At 73.3% G+C, this 18,678-nt stretch carries 17 protein-coding genes; 15 read left to right on the forward strand and 2 right to left on the reverse strand.

Annotated features, from left to right (window positions below; genetic code table 11):
• From EAO70_RS26325 to EAO70_RS26340, 4 genes are all read left to right on the forward strand, one after another.
• Positions 1–1,523, forward strand: a 1,523-nt coding sequence (locus EAO70_RS26325; RefSeq protein ID WP_148005422.1) for an FAD-dependent monooxygenase, incomplete at its 5' end; no start/stop codon positions are given.
• A 37-nt stretch (positions 1,524–1,560) separates the two neighbouring features.
• Positions 1,561–2,331, forward strand: coding sequence for an SDR family NAD(P)-dependent oxidoreductase (locus EAO70_RS26330; protein ID WP_148005398.1), 771 nt, complete (start codon positions 1,561–1,563; stop codon positions 2,329–2,331).
• Between the two features lie 72 nt (positions 2,332–2,403).
• The gene (locus EAO70_RS26335) at positions 2,404–3,468 is read left to right on the forward strand and encodes a ketoacyl-ACP synthase III family protein (RefSeq protein ID WP_148005399.1); all 1,065 of its coding nucleotides are present in this window, start codon (positions 2,404–2,406) and stop codon (positions 3,466–3,468) included.
• 29 nt (positions 3,469–3,497) lie between these two features.
• On the forward strand, positions 3,498–4,637 hold the full coding sequence (locus EAO70_RS26340; protein WP_148005400.1) for a ThiF family adenylyltransferase: 1,140 nt from the start codon (positions 3,498–3,500) through the stop codon (positions 4,635–4,637).
• A 223-nt stretch (positions 4,638–4,860) separates the two neighbouring features.
• Here EAO70_RS26340 and EAO70_RS26345 read toward each other — a convergent pair whose 3' ends face one another.
• Complete coding sequence (locus EAO70_RS26345; protein WP_148005401.1) at positions 4,861–6,228, reverse strand: aminotransferase class V-fold PLP-dependent enzyme; 1,368 nt, start codon at positions 6,226–6,228, stop codon at positions 4,861–4,863.
• Positions 6,229–6,288: 60 nt separating this feature from the next.
• A complete protein-coding gene (locus EAO70_RS26350; RefSeq protein WP_148005402.1) occupies positions 6,289–7,164 on the reverse strand; it encodes a helix-turn-helix transcriptional regulator in 876 nt (291 codons plus the stop codon).
• 230 nt (positions 7,165–7,394) lie between these two features.
• Between EAO70_RS26350 and EAO70_RS26355 the strand changes: the two genes are divergently transcribed.
• From EAO70_RS26355 to EAO70_RS26405, 11 genes are all read left to right on the forward strand, one after another.
• A complete protein-coding gene (locus EAO70_RS26355) occupies positions 7,395–8,873 on the forward strand; it encodes a nitroreductase family protein (RefSeq protein ID WP_148005403.1) in 1,479 nt (492 codons plus the stop codon).
• Between the two features lie 5 nt (positions 8,874–8,878).
• Positions 8,879–10,315 (forward strand): class I adenylate-forming enzyme family protein, encoded by a 1,437-nt coding sequence (locus EAO70_RS26360; RefSeq protein WP_148005404.1) that lies wholly within the window; start codon positions 8,879–8,881, stop codon positions 10,313–10,315.
• 23 nt (positions 10,316–10,338) lie between these two features.
• Positions 10,339–10,617 carry an acyl carrier protein gene (locus EAO70_RS26365; protein ID WP_148005405.1) on the forward strand — a complete coding sequence of 93 codons (279 nt, stop codon included), beginning with the start codon at positions 10,339–10,341 and terminating at the stop codon, positions 10,615–10,617.
• On the forward strand, positions 10,610–11,371 hold the full coding sequence (locus tag EAO70_RS26370; RefSeq protein ID WP_148005406.1) for a dihydrodipicolinate reductase C-terminal domain-containing protein: 762 nt from the start codon (positions 10,610–10,612) through the stop codon (positions 11,369–11,371). The genes EAO70_RS26365 and EAO70_RS26370 overlap by 8 nt, the downstream gene beginning before the upstream one ends.
• The gene (locus tag EAO70_RS26375) at positions 11,368–12,129 is read left to right on the forward strand and encodes a class II aldolase/adducin family protein (protein WP_148005407.1); all 762 of its coding nucleotides are present in this window, start codon (positions 11,368–11,370) and stop codon (positions 12,127–12,129) included. The genes EAO70_RS26370 and EAO70_RS26375 overlap by 4 nt, the downstream gene beginning before the upstream one ends.
• Positions 12,126–12,833, forward strand: coding sequence for a 4'-phosphopantetheinyl transferase family protein (locus EAO70_RS26380; protein WP_261993063.1), 708 nt, complete (start codon positions 12,126–12,128; stop codon positions 12,831–12,833). The genes EAO70_RS26375 and EAO70_RS26380 overlap by 4 nt, the downstream gene beginning before the upstream one ends.
• Positions 12,830–14,008 (forward strand): acyl-CoA dehydrogenase family protein, encoded by a 1,179-nt coding sequence (locus EAO70_RS26385; protein WP_148005409.1) that lies wholly within the window; start codon positions 12,830–12,832, stop codon positions 14,006–14,008. The genes EAO70_RS26380 and EAO70_RS26385 overlap by 4 nt, the downstream gene beginning before the upstream one ends.
• Positions 14,009–14,040: 32 nt before the next feature.
• Entirely contained in the window at positions 14,041–15,651 is a 1,611-nt protein-coding gene (locus tag EAO70_RS26390) for a GMC oxidoreductase (protein WP_148005410.1), read from the forward strand.
• Entirely contained in the window at positions 15,651–16,634 is a 984-nt protein-coding gene (locus EAO70_RS26395; protein ID WP_148005411.1) for an aldo/keto reductase, read from the forward strand. The genes EAO70_RS26390 and EAO70_RS26395 overlap by 1 nt, the downstream gene beginning before the upstream one ends.
• A gap of 39 nt (positions 16,635–16,673) precedes the next feature.
• Positions 16,674–17,450, forward strand: coding sequence for a class I SAM-dependent methyltransferase (locus EAO70_RS26400; protein ID WP_148005412.1), 777 nt, complete (start codon positions 16,674–16,676; stop codon positions 17,448–17,450).
• A 171-nt stretch (positions 17,451–17,621) separates the two neighbouring features.
• Positions 17,622–18,641, forward strand: coding sequence for an NAD(P)/FAD-dependent oxidoreductase (locus tag EAO70_RS26405; protein ID WP_148005423.1), 1,020 nt, complete (start codon positions 17,622–17,624; stop codon positions 18,639–18,641).
• Positions 18,642–18,678: the final 37 nt, after the last annotated feature.

The following is an 18,678-nucleotide window of genomic DNA, read 5'->3' on the forward strand; positions in this document are numbered from 1 at the left end:
GGGTTGGTGATGTCGCACACGACGAAGGTGTGACCGCGGGTCAGCGCGGACAGGTCGGCCCGCGCACCGTGGAGATCCTGCGCGCCGCGGGTCTCGCCGACGCCGTGGACGCCGAGTGCGTGGACATGACCGGCAGCCGCCTGCAGATGTTCGCCGCGCACACCCTCGCCGAGGCCGCCCTGGACGAGGAGGCACTGCGGACTCCCACCCGCGATGACCCCTACGCCGGTCTGACCCCGCAGAGCCTGCGCGGCACCTGCCCCCAGGGACGGCTGGACCGCGTCCTGGCCGAGGCGGCCCGGGAGGCCGGGGCCCGCATCGAGTTCGGCGTCGAGATGCGGGGCTTCACACAGGACGAGGACGGGGTGACCGCACAGGTCGCCGACGAACGGGGGACCCGCGAGATACGGGCCCGCTACCTGGTCGCCGCCGACGGCGCGCGCAGCGGGGTTCGGGAGCGGCTGGGAATCGGCACCAGCGGACCCGGCGTCCTCGGCGACCCGCTGATCAGCGTGCTCTTCCGGGCCGACCTGTCCGCGCTGACCCGCGGTCACACCTTCGTCGTGTGCGACATCACCAACCCCGAGGCACCCGGAGGGCTGCTGCCCGTCGACGGCGACACCGAGTGGATCTACCACTTCCGCTACCCCCGGGACTCCGGCACCAAGGCCGCCGACTTCACGCCCGAGCGGTGCGCCGAGCGCATCCGGGCCGCGATCGGCCGCGACACCGGGGTGACCCCCGAGGTGCTGAGCATCCTGCCCTGGCAGGTGCGCGGCCTGATCGCCGACCGCTTCCGCTCCGGGCGCGTCTTCCTCGCCGGGGACGCCGCCCACGCCATTCCGCCCGTCGGTGCCTTCGGGATGAACACGGGCGTGGCGGACGCCCACAACCTCGCCTGGAAGCTGGCCCACGTCCTGCACGGGACGGCCCACGAGGCGCTCCTCGACACCTACGAGGCAGAGCGCCTCCCCGTGGCCCGGTCCGCGCTCGAGCAGTCGACCCTGCGCCTGGGGGACCCCTCCCTGCACTGGGCGACCGGGCCCGAGGGGCGAAATCGCCGGGCGGCCGCCGGAGCGCTCAACGCCCCGGTGGTGCACCTCGGATACCGCTACGCCTCCGCCGCCGTGCTCGACGCCGTGGCCGAGCCGCCCTCCACCGAGGATCTGGTCCACGACCTGGACGGGGCTCCGGGCTCGCGCCTGCCGCACCGCTGGCTGCCCGGTGAGGAGGGCGTCCGCTCCACACTCGACCTGGTCGACGGACGGTTCACCCTCCTGACCGGCCCCGCGGGCGCGCCCTGGCTCGACGCGCTCGGCAAGGCCGCGGCCTCCCTGGGAGAGGTAGCGGCCGACGGGCACCGCATCGACGACGGCTCCTGGAGCGCCTGGGCGGGCGTCCTCGACGGCGGGGCGCTGCTCGTGCGCCCGGACGGCTTCGTCGCGTGGCGGGCCGAAGACCTCGACCCGGAGCCGGAGACGTGCCTGGAGCGCGTCCTCTCCGCTCTCCTCGCCCGCACGTGACGACACCCGTCGTCTCCCTCTCGACAGGAGGCACCCTGTGACAGCGGACACCGCACCGCGCACCGCACTCGTGACCGGCGGCAGCCGGGGCATCGGCCGAGCCGTCGTCGAACGGCTCGCCGGCCCCGGCAGCGTGGTGGCCGTCCACTACGGACAGGACGGCGCGGCGGCCGAGGACACCGTGGCCGCGGTGCGAGCCGCCGGCGGCGACGCCTTCGCGGTGCGAGCCGACCTGGCGGACGAGGAGGCCATCGCGGCCCTCGCCGCCCGCGTCGAGGAAGGCCTGGTGGAACGCACCGGCGACCGCGGGCTCGACGTCTTGGTCAACAACGCGGGCATCGGCTGCCGCGCCGACATCACCGACCTCACCGGAGCCGACCTGGACCGGGTCTTCGCCGTCAACGTCAAGGGCCCCGTCTTCGTCGTCCAGCGGCTCCTGCCGCTGCTGCGCGACGGCGCGCGGATCGTCAACGTCTCCTCGGTCGCCAACCGCATCGCCCACCCGCACGTCCTGCCGTACGCCATGAGCAAGGGCGCGCTGGAGGCGTTCAGTCGCTCCCTCGCGGCGCAGCTCGGCCCCCGCGGCATCACGGTCAACACCGTCGCCCCCGGGTTGATAGAGACGGACTTCCACCGTGCGCGCATGCGGGCGCACCCCGAGGACGCCGCCGCGGCGGCGGCGCTGACCGTCTTCGGACGGCTCGGGCAGCCCGAGGACGTGGCGGACGCCGTCGCCTTCCTGGCGTCGGAGCAGGCCAGGTGGATCACCGGGGAGCGCCTGGAGACCACCGGAGGGGCCTATCTGTGAGGCACTCCGCGCGGCGGACCGGTCCCACCGGTCCGCCGCGAAACCACCGTTGCACGTCCGAAAGGTCCCGACATGATCCTCAACGACATCTACCTCACGTCCCTGGGTGTACGGCTGGGCCGCCGTCTCGATCTCGAGGAGGCGGTACGGGACGGGCGCTATGCCTCCGCCGAGTACACCGCCAACGCCCTCCTCGGGGTCACGGTCTCCGATGACACGTTCGCCCCCGACCTGGCCGTGGCCGCGGTCCGCCAGGCCCTCGAACGCGCCGGGGACACGACGTCACCGGACGACGTGCGCATGCTGCTCCACGCCAGCGCCTACTTCCAGGGCCAGGACATGTGGACGCCCTCCTCCTACATCCAGCACCACACCGTCGGGGGGAGCGCCCCGGCCGTCGAGGTCGACCAGAAGTCGAACGGCGGAATGGCGGCGCTGGCGCTGGCGGCCGGACACCTCGCGGGACACGACGAGGACGCCACCGTGCTGATCACCACGGGCGAGCGGTTCTGCGAGCCCGGCTTCGACCGCTTCCGCACCGAGAGCGGCACGGTGATGGCCGACGGCGGGACGGCGCTGCTCCTCGGCCGTAAGCCCGGCTTCGCCAAGGTGCTGTCCTGCGCGATGACCTCCGACTCCACACTGGAGCACATGTACCGCGGCCGCGGGCTCAAGGACGCCCCGGCGTCCGGGGACAAGCCGCTGAACATGCGGGCCCGCAAGACGGACTTCATGCGCAGGAACCTGGACGACCTGGAAGCGATCTCCCTGCGGATCGCCGGCGGCATCGGCGGCTGCATCGAGCAGGCACTGGAAGAGGCGAAGACCGACGTCTCGGACGTGCGCAGGTTCGTGATGCCCCACAACGGCCGGACCGTGCGCTGGTGGAACATGCTGGAGGACATGGGCGTGGGCGGGGAGCGGACCACCTGGGAGTTCGGGCGGCAGGTCAGTCACCTCGGTTCCGGCGACCAGGTCGCCGGACTGAACCACCTGCTCGTCACGGATCAGCTGCGGGCCGGGGACCGCGTGGTGCTCGCCGGAACCGGCTACGGCTTCAACTGGGGAGCCGCCGTACTGGAGATCCTTCACGTTCCCGCCTGGGCCGCCGAGGCCGACGACCAGCAGCAGCCGTGACCGCTCCCGTACACCCGGAGGAGACCCGCATGCCGCTTCACCCCGTGGCGCGATCCGCCACCGGCCTCCCGGCCGACGAGACGAGCCGCCAGGCACACCAGTTGATCCTCGCGGGACACGGCTCGGAGGGGCAGCGCCGGCTGGCCGGAGGCCGGGTCCTGGTCGTCGGCGCCGACGAGATAGGTGCCCCGCTCATCGCCCATCTCGCCGACTCCGGCGTGGGTTCGATCGGCATCGCCGACGGCTCGCCGACGAATCCGTGGGACCGGTACCTCGGGCTGCCGGACGAGGAGCCCGCCGACCGTGCCACGGCCTGGACCCGGGCGCTCGGGCGCACCCATCCGTTCGTGCGCGCCGTCGCCGAGGGCCGGTTCGAGCTGCCCAGCGCGCGCGCACTGGTGCAGGACTACGACCTCGTGGTCTGCGCGGGGGAGGACCTCGCCCGTTGTCAGCTCGTCGACGACGTCTGCGCCGAGGCGGGCATCCCCTTCGTGTGGGGTTCCATGGACGCCGTCGGAGGGCGCGTCTCGGTCTTCTGGGACCGGCACGGCCCGGGCCTCAGGGACTTGTTCGCGACGCCTCCCGCCCCCTACTTCCGCGGGATGTCCGGCACGCTGAAGGTGGTCGGCGCCTGGCTGGGCATCGCCCTGGCCACCGAGGTGGTCAAGCTGCTCACGGGGCGGGGCGAGCCGCTGGTCGGCCGGGTGATGAAGTACGACGCCATGGCCGGCACCTGCGCGACCGTGCCGCTGCGCCCGCACGAGCGGGCCGCGAGGCCGGCCGAACCCGTCGCCGCCGAGCCCTTCTTCGGGCTGCTGTCGCCCGAGGCGACCGAGGCGGCGCGGGAGTCGACGATCTCCGTCGAGCAGCTGAAGGAACTGCTCGACGCGGGCGGACCGGTCCACCTGGTCGACGTCCGCGAGCCGGACGAGTACGCCTTCGCCCACGTGCCGGGCTCGGTGCTCGTGCCGCAGGGGGAGTTCCTGCACGGCGACGCCGCCGCGCGGCTGCCCGCCGACCGCAGGACGGTGCTCCTGTGCCGGGCCGGCATCCGCTCCGCGGAGGTCCTCGCCGTGGTCCGGCGCAGCGGTCACCCCGACGCGGTCCACGTGGGCGGCGGCATCCTGGCCTGGGCGCAGCGGATCGACCCCGCGATGCCCTCCTACTGAGCCGTCCGGGTCGCGCCGCCGACTACCTTCGGTGACCTGCGGTCGGGAGAATTCATCCCCTCGGGTTCTTCCGGCGTGGCCATCGGTTTGCGTGTCGGAGAATTGTTTGCGGTGTCGAAATGTGCGACTGGAAGAATGCGTGCGCACACAACCGGAAATGCAGAGGGAAACACTGTGCCCGCCCGCCGTACGGCGGGCGGGCACAGTGCGCGATTCCCGGGGTTCAGCGCACCGGGACGCAGCGCCCCGCCTCGGTGCGGTAGGTCCACCGGGATCCGTCGCGGGCGAGGGCCGCCACGGCGGCCACCAGGCGGTCCAGGTGCTCCACGGGCGTGCCCGCGCCGAAGCTGGCCCGGACCGCGTTGACCTGTCGCGCGCCGGGCGCCAGGGGCTCGGGGGCGCCGCACTCGTCGGAGTGGTCGGGTGCGTTGCCCAACAGGCCGCGGACCAGCGGGTGGGCGCAGAACATGCCGTCCCGCACTCCGATGCCGTACTCGGCCGAGAGCGCCGCGGCGAGGTGGGCGCTGTTCCAGCCGTCGACCACGAAGCTGATCACACCGACCCGCGGCGCCGACCCGCCCAGCAGGGACAACACCCTGACCTGCTCGATCCCGGCCAGACCGGCCAGGGTCCGCTCCAGCAGCGCCTCCTCGCGGGCCGCCAGCGCGTCGAAGCCCGCCGCCGTCAGCGCCCGGCACGCGGAGGCCAGCGCGTGCACGCCGACCACGTTCGGCGACCCTGCCTCGTGCCGCGCGGCCCCCTGCTGCCACTCGACGGACAGGGCACCGTCGCCGTGCACGACACGCCTGCTCGCGCCGCCCCCGGCCAGGTAGGGCGCCGCCGTACGGAGCCAGTCGGCGCGCCCGGCCAGCACTCCGGCCCCGAACGGCGCGTACATCTTGTGCCCCGAGAACGCGACGTAGTCCACGCCGAGTCCGGCGACGTCCACCCGGCGGTGCGGGACCAGCTGGGCGGCGTCCAGCGCGACGCGCACTCCGGCGGTGTGCGCGACCTCCGTGATCGACCCGACGGGCCAGATCTCGCCCGTCACGTTGGAGGCTCCCGTCACGCAGACGAGGCCGGGCCGCTGCGGGTCGTGGCACGCCAGCGTCTCGGCGACGATCTCGACGGCCTCGTAGGCGCTGCCCGGAGCCCGCATCACGGTCAGCCGCTCGGGTGGCCACGGCAGGAGGGCGGCGTGATGCTCCGTCTCGAAGACGTAGACCTGGGTCCCGGCCGGGAGTGCCGCGGCCAGCAGGTTCAGCGAGTCGGTGGTCGAGCGCGTGAACACGACCTCGTCGTCGCCGCGGCAGCCGAGGAACTCGCCGACGGTTCGCCTGCTCCGCTCGAACAGGTCCGTGGACAGCTGGGACAGGTGGCCGGCTCCGCGGTGCACGCTGCCGTAGTAGGGCATGTAGGCGCTGACGTCGTCCCAGACGCTGCTGAGGACCGGGGCGCTGGCGGCGTAGTCGAGCGCCCCGTAGGACACCTCGTCCCCGGTGATGAGGGGAACGCGGACGTCGGCGCCGAGGACGGGCAGCGGCAGGCCGTGGAGCGCGTCGACGGCGGACGGGGCGGGGATGGTGGACACACGGACTCCTCGATGGTGTGAAGGAAAGGTCGGGCGGACCGGGACAGGCGGTGCGGCGCGTCAGGCCGGCACGGACGGGTGTCCCGCCCCCTCCAGGAGCCGGGGCGAGCGGGCCGCCACGACCCCGGCCTCGAAGCGGCTGTTCACGCCGAGCCTGCGCAGCAGCGCGGACACCATGCGGCGCAGGGTGCGGGGCGACACGCGCAGTTCACGGGCGACCTCGACGTCCTGCCGCCCCTTGGCCCACAGCCGCAGGATGACCGTCTCCTGCTCGCTGAGGACGATGTCCTGACCGCCCTGCCCGGCGATCGGCACGGCGGATGCCCGGCGTGCCGCGGGCGCCGGCGGGGCGTGCAGGTCGCGGGCGTCGTCCCAGCAGAACTCGAAGACCCGGCCGAGGAGTTGCAGCAGCGCGGGCCGCCGGATCAGCAGGGTCGTCGACGGCGGGCAGACCAGCGCGAACGCCTCGTCCACCAGGATCAGGCGGAACGGCAGCAGCGGCGCGACCCGCACGTGGACACCACGCCGCGAGAGCCGCTCCAGATAGCAGGCAGCCTGCTCGCTGCGCAGCAGGGAGCTCTGGTGGATGGTTCGGACACCGACGCCGCCCTCGGGGTCGTACGCGTCCCCGACGGGCCACTCCGCGATCAGCCGGCGGGCGACCGCGGACGGCTGGATGACCCGTATCTGCTGCCGCGCCATGGTGGCCACGGAGTCCAGCAGGGCCCGGACGCGGACCGCGTCGGTGATCTCCTCGACGTCCGCGGCGGCCGCCGCGGCGGATCCGGCGGCGTGCGCGGCGAGGGCGGACAGCTGCGTCCGGAGAGAGCGGGTCGCCTCGTCGGCCGCGAGCAGTGCGCGCTCCTGCGTGGCGATCAGTTCGGACAGTGTCTCCACCGGGGATATCTCGGTCTCCGAAAATGTCTGCAACAGCATCTAATTGAATTCCCGCCCTGCATGTCCTGAGCCGGTCACGGCCGCTATCGGTCACCAAATGGTCTACACGGATCGGAACTCTTCTGGCAAGGTTGAAGTCGCTGCCGGGAATGGGTGAATCGACTTCCGTTCATTACTCTGCGTATTCGTCGCGCGGTGTAGCCCATTCGCAAGAGACAGCTCGGACGCCGAGGCCGAACCCGCCTCGGCAGGAAGGAGAAGCGAAACCGGTGAACGACAAAGCCTCCGTGATGGAAGGCCGGCCGACCGGGCGCGTCGAGGCCGACAGTGCCGACGACGGGAACGCGGGCACCGTCCCCGGTGCCCGGTCCGCCGACGCGGCCGTGGACGACGCCCTGCGCTTCTGGCAGCAGATGTCCCTCGCCGCCGTCCCCGACGGCGTCCCCGAACCCCGACGCATCGAACTCCCCGAGGAGTTGCACGGTGCGCTGGCCCTGCTGGAGGCCTCGGCCGAGGGCTCGCTCCACGGCGGCCCCTCCGCCCCCTCGGCCGGTGCGCTGTACCCGTACGAGACCTACGTCGTCACGAACGGCGCCCGCGGGCCGCGGGTCTTCTCGGTGGACGTCACCCGGCGCGCCTGCCGCCTCCTCCACGAGGGCGAGCAGGTATCCGACGCGCTGAACCGGGGCGGGCTCGCCCTCCCCACGCCCGACGGCTTCCTGGTCCTCATCGCCGTACGACCGTGGATGTCCATCCGCAAGTACGACGACCGGGGCTATCTGTACGCCCAGCTGGACGCCGCCCACCTCGGCACCCACCTGCTCTGCCTGGCCGGCCGGAGCCACCGGCGCGCCCAGTGGCTGACCAGGGCGGCCACCGGGCGCCTCGGCTCCCTGCTGCGCCTGTCCGAGCACCACGTCGTCCCCCACAGCGTCCTTCTCGTGGCCGACCGCATCGACGCCGGGCAGCCGTCCGTTTCCGCCTGGACCTGCACGGACTGGCGGGGCGTCCCACCGGTACCCCGCGCCGGCAACGGTTCCGAGGAGCGATGTTGGCGCGGTCTGCTGCCGCGCCTCCAGAGCCCGCCGGACCACTCCGCCGAGCCCGTGCTGCGCCCCCTCCTCGGCGGGGGTGAGGCACTCCCGTCCGGCTCCGGCGCGCTGGCGGACCTCGCCGCACTGCGGCGGTCGGCACGGGACTTCGGCGACGCCGAACTCCCCCTGCCGAGCCTGCGGGAAGCCCTGTCCGCCCTGGGGACCGCCCTGGACACCGACCTGCCCGCCTCGGGGGGCTTCGGCGCCACCCTGGTCGCCCGCCGCGTCACCGGGCTCGCCCCCGGCGCCTACCCGGTCCTCGGCGGCGGCGAGATCGCCGCCGAACCCACCGCCACCGCCCACGCGACCGCCGAGGACATCGTGCGCATCTGCATGGGGCAGGAACAACTGCGCGACACCTGCGCCGCCGTCGTCTTCCACGCGCGACACCAGGACATCTTCCGACGCGGCATGCGCGGCGTCGACGAAGCGCTGCTGCGCTCCGGCGCCCTGGCCCACCTCGTCTACCTCGGAGCCACCGCTACCGGCACCGCGGTCACCACCATCGGCGGCTTCGACGCCGGCCGCTGGCACTCCCTGGCGGGTCTTGCGGACGAGGACGAGGTCCTCTACGTCACCATGCTCGGCACCCCCGGCACCTCCACGGTCAAGATCGACCGCCTCCAGCCCGCCCACGCCCACGGACAGCGGTGACAGCCGTGCTCACCGACATCATCGCCCGCGCCCTGCGCGAGCACGGCGACGCACCCGCCGTCGCCGACCGGCACACCGCCCTGACCTACCGCGAACTCGACGCGGCCGCGGACCGGCAGGCGACCGGGCTCGGCCTCCTCCTCGCCGGCCGCGACCGGCCGCGCGTCGGCATCCAGGCCGCCAACTCCACCGACTACGTGGTGACCTACCTGGCCGCCCTGCGGGCCGGCTGCGTCCCCTTCCTCATCGACCGGGCCGCCGGACCCCAGGAGACCGAAGGAATCCAGGGCGACTGCGGGCTCGACCTGCTGGTGCACGAGGAAGCCACCCCCGTGCCCGGCCACGGCACCCGCGTCGCCGCTTCCGGCTCACTGCACGTCACCCGCTTCCCCGAGGTGCCCGACCGCCCCGAGCTGCACCGGGACACGGAGGTCTGCCGCTTCACCTCCGGATCCACCGGCCGTCCCAGCTGCATCGAGTTCCGCGGCGACGCCGTCCATCGCGCGGCCCTCAACTGGGCCGAAGGAACCGGCCTTTCGGGAAGTGACACCATCCTGTGCTTCGCCTCGCTCTCCAACGGCCTGGCGTTCAACACCTCCCTGCTCTCCGCGTTCCTCGTCGGCGCGTGCCTGCGCCTGGGCGGCGGGCTGCCGACCGCGGGAGCGGTCACCCGCACCCTGCGCGACAGCGGAGCCACCCGCCTGATCGGCTTCCCCGCCCTGTACGAATCCCTGGTGCGCAACGGATCGGGCCCCGGGCGGTTGCCCGCACTGCGCATGGCGATCTCGTCCGCAGCCCCTCTGGACCTGAGCACCAAGCGGCTGTTCGAGGAGAGTACGGGGGTGCCGCTCCAGAACTACTACGGCATCGCCGAGGCCGGGCCCCTCACCTACGCCGCCGACCCGCGCACCGACCCCGGGCTCGGGCAACCTCTGCCCGGCGTCGAACTACGCGCGGGCACCGCCGAAGCGCCGGGCGTCGTCTCGGTCAGGAGCCAGTCCATGGGCACCCGCTACCTCAACGCCCCCGGCGCACTGGAGCAGCGGATCGACCACGACGGCTTCTACACCACGGGCGACGTGGGGCACCTGCGGGACGGCAGCCTCGTCCTGACCGGACGCACCAGCCAGGTCATCAACATCGGCGGTCGCAAGATCGACGCCGTGGAGGTCTCCACGGCCCTCGCCGGGGCACCGGGAGTGGACGACGCGGTCGTCCTCGAGGTCACCGACCGGCACGGCACGGCCGCCCTCGCGGCGGTGCTCGCCGGAGCCCCCGGCCTCGACCACGCCGCACCGCGCCGGCACGTCGCCGAGCGCCTCGCCCCGTACAAGGTCCCCAGCCTCGTCCGCATCGTGCCCCGCATCCCCCGCGGCACCAGCGGCAAGCCCGCCACCGCCGAGCTGCGCCGCCTGTTCGACACCCCGCAGGACTCCCAGTGACCACATTCAAGGAGAACGCAGCCATGACGGCCTCCCCGGACCACATCCGCCCGCACCTCGTGCGCATGGTGCTCAGCTCGGCGGAGGGCGACCTGACCGAGAAGGACCTGGCGGCCGCCGGCTGGTCGCTGCCCCAGGTCAACTACTCCTCGCTGGCCTACATCCGCATGATCGACGCGGTGGAGAACGAACTCGGCGTCTACCTCGATCCCGAGGAGGAGAGCCAGCACTTCGAGACCATCGAGACCCTGGTCGAACTGGTCTGCCGCCACCTCCGCGAAGAGCAGGCCGTCGATGCCTGAGACCGTCATCGGGGTCTTCGGCACGGGCCGCCTCGCCCGGGCCGTGCACCGGCTCGCCACGGAGGAGGGCCTCACCGCCCCTCTCCTCGACCCGCGGCGCCCCGAGCAGTGGGGCACGGTGCCCGAGCCCGGCGTCCTCGTCGACTGCTCGGCGCCCGAGGCCGTCACGCACGCCACCGGCCTCAGCGCCCGCCTGGACGTCCCCCTCGTGGAGTGCGTCTCCGGGCTCGAGGAGCACCACCTGCGGATGCTGAAGGAGAGGGCCGCCGCTGGTACCGCCGTCGTCCTCGCCCCCAACCTGTCGCTGGGCAACTACCTCCAGACCCGCGCGCTGAGCCTCGTCGCCGACATCGTCACCACCATGGACCGCGCGGGCATCACCGGCGCCGTCCCCGAGGCGGCCGTCCTCGAACGCCACCCCGCCGCCAAGCGGCACCGGCCGAGCACCACGGCCACCCGGCTCGCCCGCCAGTGGCTGCGGCACACCGGCAGGCCCGCCGCCGACATCGCCTCGCTCCGCTGCGGCCCCGCCGTCAGCGACCACGAGATCCGGTTCACCTGGCCCGAGCAGACCCTGACGCTCACCCACCGGGTGGACTCGCTCGACGCGGCCGCGGCCGGGGCGATCGGAGCGGCCCAGTGGGCCGCCGGCCACTCCCACGGCACCTACACCATCCACCAGGTCTTCGACGACCTGCTGGCCGCCATGGCCGCCCGGACCGCCGCCGACGACGACAGGGAGGACACTCCGTGACCACGGGCACCGCAACCCATCCGGCCTCCCGCACCCCCCTCGCGCGGGTGCCCGCCCGGCTGGCCGGCCAGATCGCCGCCGGGGCGCGCATGCTCTCCCTCGACGGCCACGACGACTTCAACCAGGGCCAGATATCCGCCCGGACACCCGGCTCCGACACCTTCTTCATCAAGAACGCCCTCTGCGGGTTCGACGAGGCCACCCCCGCCCAGGTGGTGGCCGCGTCCCTCGACCCCGACGCCCCGGTCGACCCGCTCGCGCCGCCGGAGCTCCCCCTGCACCAGGCGATCTACCGGGCCCGCCCGGACGTCAACGGCATCGTGCACAGCCACGCCCCGCACACCCTCGTCTTCGGCGCCACGGACCTCGAACTGCGCCCGGTCTCGCACGACGGCGCGCACTTCACCGACAACCTCGCCCTGTTCACCCGGACCAGCAACACGGTCCTGGACCAGGCCACGGGCGACGCCATCGCCGAGGCCCTGGGCGACGCCGAGGGCGTGCTGCTGCGCAACCACGGCGGGGTGATCGTCGGCAAGAGCGTGCGGCACGCCGCGGTCTTCGCCCAGGTCCTCGAACGGGCCTGCCGCCTGCAACTGCTCGCGGAGCAGAGCGGAGTGCCCTACACCTGGGCCACCGACGACGACGTCGCCCTGAAGCGGGACTTCATCTACGCGGACCTGTCGGTGCGCTCCTACTGGGACTACGCGGTCAGGCGCGTCAGGCACGTCTGGCCCGAAGCCGCCACGTGGAGATGAGTCCCGGCCGCCCCGACATCCTCGTGGTCTGTGCCACGACGGCGGCGGCGGCGGCCCACGCCCCTCTGCTCAGCTCCGAGGAACTGCGCCGGGCCCGCAGATACGCGCCGCACAGGGCACAGGAGTTCACCGCCGGACGCGCCCTGCTGCGCTGGGCGCTGGAACGCTCCCTCGGGCGCTGGACACGGACCTGCCGCATCGGCGCCACCGACCGGGGCAAGCCCGTCCTGGTGGACCTGCCGGACACCGGCATCAGCGTCTCGCACAGCCAGGGGACGATCGCCGTCGCCGTGGCCGGCGGCCGTACGGTGGGCATCGACGTCCAGGGCCCCGTGCCGCCCACCCCGGGGCTGCTGCGCCGCTGCTGCTCACCGGCGCAGCAGCGCGAGCTGGCCGCCCTGCCCGCCGAGCGGCAGGACGTCGCGGTCGCCCGGCGCTGGGCGATCCACGAGGCGTGCGCCAAGGCCACCGGGACCACGCCGATCAACCTGCCCGCCCCGCACCCGGGGCCGCTGCTGGCCGACAGCGGAAGCCGCCGGGGCCTGCGCTGGAGGGTGCTGCACCCGCTGCACGGCGCGGCCGTCTGCGTCGCGTACGACGAGCGGCCACGGCCGCCGGCCACGCTCGCCGTGGCTCTGCTCGCCCCCCACCGGGCGCCCGGCTCTCCCACCCACCCACCGGAAGATGGACCGACGTCACGATGACAGCCCTGCCCCTCACGGAAAGCCTCCCGAGGCGCCTGCCGACGGAACAGGACGAGGTCGTCCGCGACCTGCTGGCGCTGACCGAGACCCTGGCCGACAGGGAACTCGCGCCCCACGCGGACGAGTTCGAGGCAACCTCGCGGTTCCCCCGCGACATCCTGCGCACGCTCGGCCGGGCCGGCCTCCTGGGCCTGCCGTACCCCACCGAGCACGGTGGTGGCGGCCAGAGCCACGAGACGCACGTGCACGTCCTGGAGATCCTGGCCAAGCGGTGGCTCGCGGTCGCCCAGTCGGTCAACATCCACGCCCTCGCGTGCTATCCGCTGGCCACGTTCGGCACCGAGGCCCAGCGCGAGCGGTGGTTGCCCGGGATGCTCGGTGGTGAGCAGCTCGGCGCGAACTGCATCTCCGAGGCCGAGGCGGGCTCCGACATCGGGGCCATCTCCAGCACGGCCCGGCGTGGCGAACAGGGCACCTACACCGTCGACGGCACCAAGGCGTGGACCAGCCACGCCGGACAGGCCGACTTCTACAACGTCTTCTGCCGAACGGGAGGCCCGGGCGTACGCGGCCTCTCGCTGCTCCTCGCCGACGCCACCACCCCCGGTCTTCACGTGCAGCGCCCGGAGAAGAAGATGGGCGTGCGCTCCTCGCCCACCGCGTCGGTGGTCTTCGACGGCGCCGAGCTCAGGGCGGACCGGTTGGTCGGCAGGCCCGGCAAGGGGTTCCTGATCGCTTCCGGACTCTTCGACCGGGGCAGGCTCGGCATCGCCGCGTGCGCGGTGGGCCTCGCCTCCGCGGCCATGGAGCACGCCGTGGCGTACGCGAAGACCCGGCACCAGTTCGGCCGGCCCGTCATCGACTTCCAGGGACTGTCGTTCCTGCTCGCGGACATGTCCACGCAGATCGCCGCGGCCCGCGCCCTGGTGCGCGAGGCCGCGCGCACGCTGGACTCCGGTGCGAGCGCGTCGGCGGTCACCGCCGCCGCGGCCCGCGCGAAGCTCTTCGCCACCGACACCGCGATGCGGGTCACGACGGACGCCGTCCAGGCGCTCGGCGCCTACGGCTACGTCGAGGACCACCCGGTCGAGCGGTGGATGCGGGAGGCCAAGCTGCTCCAGATCATCGAGGGCACCAACCAGATCCAGCGCGTCATCGTCGCCCGGTCCCTGTGACCCGCCGACCCGAACTCCGAGGGAGGAACAGCATGTCCCCACACCCGCCCCAGCCGTCGCTCGAAGGCGCCGACGACGTCCCGGCCTCCGTCGACGTGGTCGTCGTCGGCAGCGGGCCGGCGGGCGCGACGTACGCCCACCGGATCCACGCGGCGCACCCCACGGCACGCGTCCTGATCGTCGAGGCGGGTCCCGCGCTCACCGAGCCGCCCGGCCGGCACCTGACCACGATCACCGACGCCGGGGAACAGCAGCGCGCCCGGGTCGCCGCGCAGGGCCCCCACCAGCGTCCGTACGCGACGGCCGCCGCCMCGGCCGTCGCGCACAACCAGAGCCCGCAGGAGCGCGCGCGGGCCCTCGTCGACAGGCCGGGCATGTTCGCCGTCGGCTCCCGCGACGTCACGGCCGACGGCCTGCCCGCCGCCCAGCAGATGTGCGGCGTGGGCGGCATGGGCACCCTCTGGTTCGGCGCCGCCCCGCGTGCGGGTGAGGACGAGCGCGTCGACTGCGTACCCCGAGCCGCGCTCGACGAGGCGTACGCGATCGCGGAGCGCCTGCTCGGAGTGGACAGCGCCCAGTGCGACGACTCCTCCTTCGCCGCGTACGTGCGCCGGCTGCTGGGCCGCGATCTCGACGAGGGGCGCGCCCCCGACCGCACGGTACGGGCGATGCCCCTGGCCGCCACCCGCGTCGGTGGCGAACTGGTGCGCCACGGTACGGACGTCATCCTCGGGGACCTCCCCACGGGTCCGGGCAGCCGGGTCGAACTGCGCGCGAACACCCTGTGCGAGCAGGTGCTGGTGCGCGGCGGGCGGGCGGTCGGAGTGCGGTTGCGGGACCGGATCACCGGAGCCGGCCACGTCGTCCGCGCCGACTACGTCGTGGTGGCGGCCGACCCGCTGCGCACCCCGCAGCTGCTGTTCGCCTCGGGGGTGCGTCCCCGGGCGCTCGGCCGCTACCTGAACGAGCACCCGCAGGTCTCGGTCCTCACCGAGGTCCACCGGTACGCCGCGGCCGGGGAGGAGGCACCCGGCGGTGTCACCTGGATTCCGTACGAGGGCCGGCGCTACCCCTTCCACGGCATGCTGACCCGGATCGACCCCGCCACCGTGTCGAACGGCGCCCGGGCCCGGCAGGCGGACGCACCACTGGTCGCGGTCCACCTGTTCACCTCCCAGCGCCCGCGGCCCGAGAACCGGCTCGAGTTCAGCGAGACCGAACGAGACTGGTCCGGCATGCCCGCCATGACGATCCACCACACCCTCGACGACGAGGACCGCGCGACGCTCGCGGAGGCCGAACAGGAGGCGCTGCGGCTGAGCGGCGTGCTGGGCCGCCCGGCCGAGGGCGAGCGGGCCTGGGTCCTGCCCTCGGGCAGTTCCCTGCACTACCAGGGCACCGTGCGCATGGGCGCGCACGACGACGGCACCAGTGTCTGCGACCCGGCCGGCCGGGTGTGGGGCGTCGACAACCTCTACGTCGCGGGCAACGGCGTCATCCCCACGCGCACGGCCTGCAACCCCACCCTGACCAGCGTCGCGCTGGCCGTCATCGGGGCCCGCGACATCGCGGGCCGCATCAGCGACACCGAGGCCGCCGCGTCCGCGGTCGCCGCCACGCCGCACGGAGGGCAGGACACGTGATGTACACCCAGCTCGGCCGCACCGGTCTCCGCGTCAGCCGCCTGGCACTCGGCACCGTCAACTTCGGCGGCCGGGTCGAGGAGGACGAGGCGCACGACCTCATGGACTACTCCCTCGAACGGGGCGTCAACCTGTTCGACACGGCCAACACCTACGGCTGGCGCGTCCACAAGGGACACACCGAGGAGGTCATCGGCCGCTGGCTCGACAAGGGCCCGTCCCGCCGTGACCGCGTGGTCCTGGCCACCAAGGTGGGCGACCCCATGGGCGACGGGGTCAACGACGCCGGACTGTCCGCCCGGAACATCGTCGCGGCGTGCGAGGCATCGCTCCGGCGTCTGGGGACGGACTGGATCGACCTCTACCAGATGCACCACATCGACCGCTCGGTGCACTGGGACGAGGTCTGGCAGGCGATGGACCTGCTGGTGACCCAGGGCAAGGTCCGCTACGTGGGCTCGTCCAACTTCGCCGGCTGGGACATCGCGACCGCCCAGGCGGCCGCCCGGAGCAGGAACACCCTGGGCCTCGCCTCGGAGCAGTGCGTCTACAACCTGGTCAGCCGCTACGCGGAACTGGAGATCATTCCCGCGGCCCTGGCCCACGGCCTCGGACTGCTCGTCTGGTCCCCGCTGCACGGCGGCCTCCTCGGCGGCGTACTGGCCAAGCAGCGCACGGGATCGGCCGTCAAGTCCGCCCAGGGCCGCGCGGCCCAGGCCCTCGCGGAGCAGCACGACACCATTCAGGCATACGAGCGGCTCTGCGCCGAGCACGGACTCGATCCCGCCGTCGTCGGCATGGCCTGGACGCTCTCGCGCCCCGGTGTGACCTCGGCGGTGATCGGTCCCCGCACACGGGCCCATGTCGACGGCGCGCTCCAGGCCCTCGAACAGCCTCTGCCCGAGTCGCTCACCCGTCGGCTCGACGAGCTCTTCCCTCCGGTGGGCCGGGGCGGTCCCGCCCCGGACTGCTGGCTCTCCTGAACCTCACGCACCCGAAACGAAGCGAAGGGAAACACCCCCATGAGCGAGAACACGTACACCGACCCGCGGATCGTCCCGCACGAGTCGGCGCAGGACCGGGACGCCCGCGAGCGCCTGACGAAGCTTCTCGTCGACACCCCGATCCCGCCGGAGTACCTGATCGACAACCTGCCGGTGTACCTGCGCCGCCAGCAGCTCGCCGACCTGCTCTCCATGGACGCGCTCTACCGCATGCTGCCCGAGGTGCCGGGAACCATCATGGAGTTCGGTGTGCTCCACGGCCGTCACCTGGCGACGCTCACGGCCCTGCGCAGCATCTACGAGCCCTACAACTCGCTGCGTCGCATCGTCGGCTTCGACACCTTCACCGGCTTCCCGGACGACATCAAGGACGTCGACAAGGTCAGCACCAGCGCCGTGCCGGGGCGCTTCGCCACCCCGGACGGCGAGGTCGACCACCTGCGCGAGGTGCTGGCCGCCCACGAGGCCACCGAGCCCTTCGGGCACACCCAGCGCTCCTTCGTCGTCCAGGGCGACGTCCGCGAGACGGTCCCGCGCTATCTGGAGGAGAACCCGGAGACGGTGATCGCGATGGCCTACTTCGACCTGGACCTCTACCAGCCGACGAAGGAGCTCCTGCTGGCCATCAAGCCGCATCTGACCAAGGGCAGCATCCTGGCCTTCGACGAGCTGGCCCACCCCAAGTGGCCCGGCGAGACCACCGCCCTGCGGGAGGTCTTCGGCCTCGACATGGCCCCGCTGCGCCAGCTGCCGGGCCGCGAGCCCCCGGTCATCTACATGAAGTGGGGCGAGTGACCGCGAGCGTACGCGGTGGGGGAGCGCGCGCCGGCGGCCGAACTCCCCCGAGACACTCCCGGAAAGGGGATGCCGCCTCCCACGCGTGACGGTCCGGCCCCGTCCCGGAAACGGCAACAAAGATTGTTCGGGTCACCGGTGGGCCGCACCCTGGCGGCGGAGGTGATCGCCATGACCGGCGCCCACAAGGAGAACAGTGTCCGAACCTCGTACGACGTGATCGTCATAGGCGGCGGGGCGGGTGGGCTGAACGCCGCGCTCGTGCTCGCGCGGGCGCGGCGCAGTGTCGCCGTCGTCGACGCCGGGGAGCCGCGCAACGCTCCCTCGGCCCATATGCACAGCTTCCTCTCGCGGGACGGGGTGTCCCCGCTGACCGTGCTGGAGACCGGGCGCGCGGAGATCGCGCGCTACGGGGCCGTACGGATCGAGGGGCGGGTCGACCAGGTGGAGCCCCGTGACGAGGGAGGCTTCGTGGTGCGGCTCGACGGCGGCGCGTCGCMCGACGCGCGGCACGTCGTGCTCGCCACCGGACTGCGCGACCAGCTGCCCGACATCCCCGGTGTTCCCGCGCTCTGGGGCGGGGACGTGCACTTCTGCCCCTACTGCCACGGCTACGAGGTGCGGGACGAGAAGATCGTCGTACTGGGCGTCCACCCGGCGTCGGCCGGCCAGGCGCTGCTGCTGCGGCAGTGGTCCCACGACGTCGTGTACGTGTCCCACGACCGCCCGCTCACCGAGGACGAGCGGGAGCGCATGGACGCCCGCGGGGTCCAGGTCGTCGAGGGACCCGTGAGCGCCCTGCTCAGCAAGGACGGGCGGCTGCACGCCGTCGAGCTCTCCGACGGGCGTACCGTCGGCTGTGCCGGTGTCTTCCTCTTCCCGAAGATGAGTCCGAACGACTCCGCCTTCGAGGGCCTCGGCTGTGAGCGCGACGAGCAGGGCTGGCTGGTCACCGACCGCGCCGGGCGGACCAGCCGTCCCGGTCTCTGGGCCGTCGGCAACGTGGTGGACTCGCGCGCCCAGGCCGTCACCGCGGCCGGCATGGGAGCCGCGGCGGCGTTCGCGCTCAACCACGACCTGGTGGACGAGGAGATCGAGCGGGACCTCGCCGCCCACCGGGCCGCTGCCGGGGACTCCGCCGCCGGAGCCGGTTCCGGAGCCGAGGAGTCGGAACCCGTGCCCGCCGCCTGACTCCGTTCCACCGCCACGGCGTTGGTCCTGGCGCCGC

It is taken from the genome of Streptomyces sp. adm13(2018) (assembly GCF_008042145.1).
In the GTDB taxonomy this organism is placed as follows: domain Bacteria; phylum Actinomycetota; class Actinomycetes; order Streptomycetales; family Streptomycetaceae; genus Streptomyces.

Bases quoted from the DNA above. Each gene is read 5' to 3' on its own strand.
- EAO70_RS26335 (WP_148005399.1), top strand. From the start codon at position 2,404: ATGATCCTCAACGACATCTACCTCACGTCCCTGGGTGTACGGCTGGGC.
- EAO70_RS26340 (WP_148005400.1), top strand. From the start codon at position 3,498: ATGCCGCTTCACCCCGTGGCGCGATCCGCCACCGGCCTCCCGGCCGAC.
- EAO70_RS26350 (WP_148005402.1), bottom strand. From the start codon at position 7,164: ATGCTGTTGCAGACATTTTCGGAGACCGAGATATCCCCGGTGGAGACA.
- EAO70_RS26365 (WP_148005405.1), top strand. From the start codon at position 10,339: ATGACGGCCTCCCCGGACCACATCCGCCCGCACCTCGTGCGCATGGTG.
- EAO70_RS26370 (WP_148005406.1), top strand. From the start codon at position 10,610: ATGCCTGAGACCGTCATCGGGGTCTTCGGCACGGGCCGCCTCGCCCGG.
- EAO70_RS26380 (WP_261993063.1), top strand. From the start codon at position 12,126: ATGAGTCCCGGCCGCCCCGACATCCTCGTGGTCTGTGCCACGACGGCG.
- EAO70_RS26385 (WP_148005409.1), top strand. From the start codon at position 12,830: ATGACAGCCCTGCCCCTCACGGAAAGCCTCCCGAGGCGCCTGCCGACG.
- EAO70_RS26395 (WP_148005411.1), top strand. From the start codon at position 15,651: ATGTACACCCAGCTCGGCCGCACCGGTCTCCGCGTCAGCCGCCTGGCA.
- EAO70_RS26400 (WP_148005412.1), top strand. From the start codon at position 16,674: ATGAGCGAGAACACGTACACCGACCCGCGGATCGTCCCGCACGAGTCG.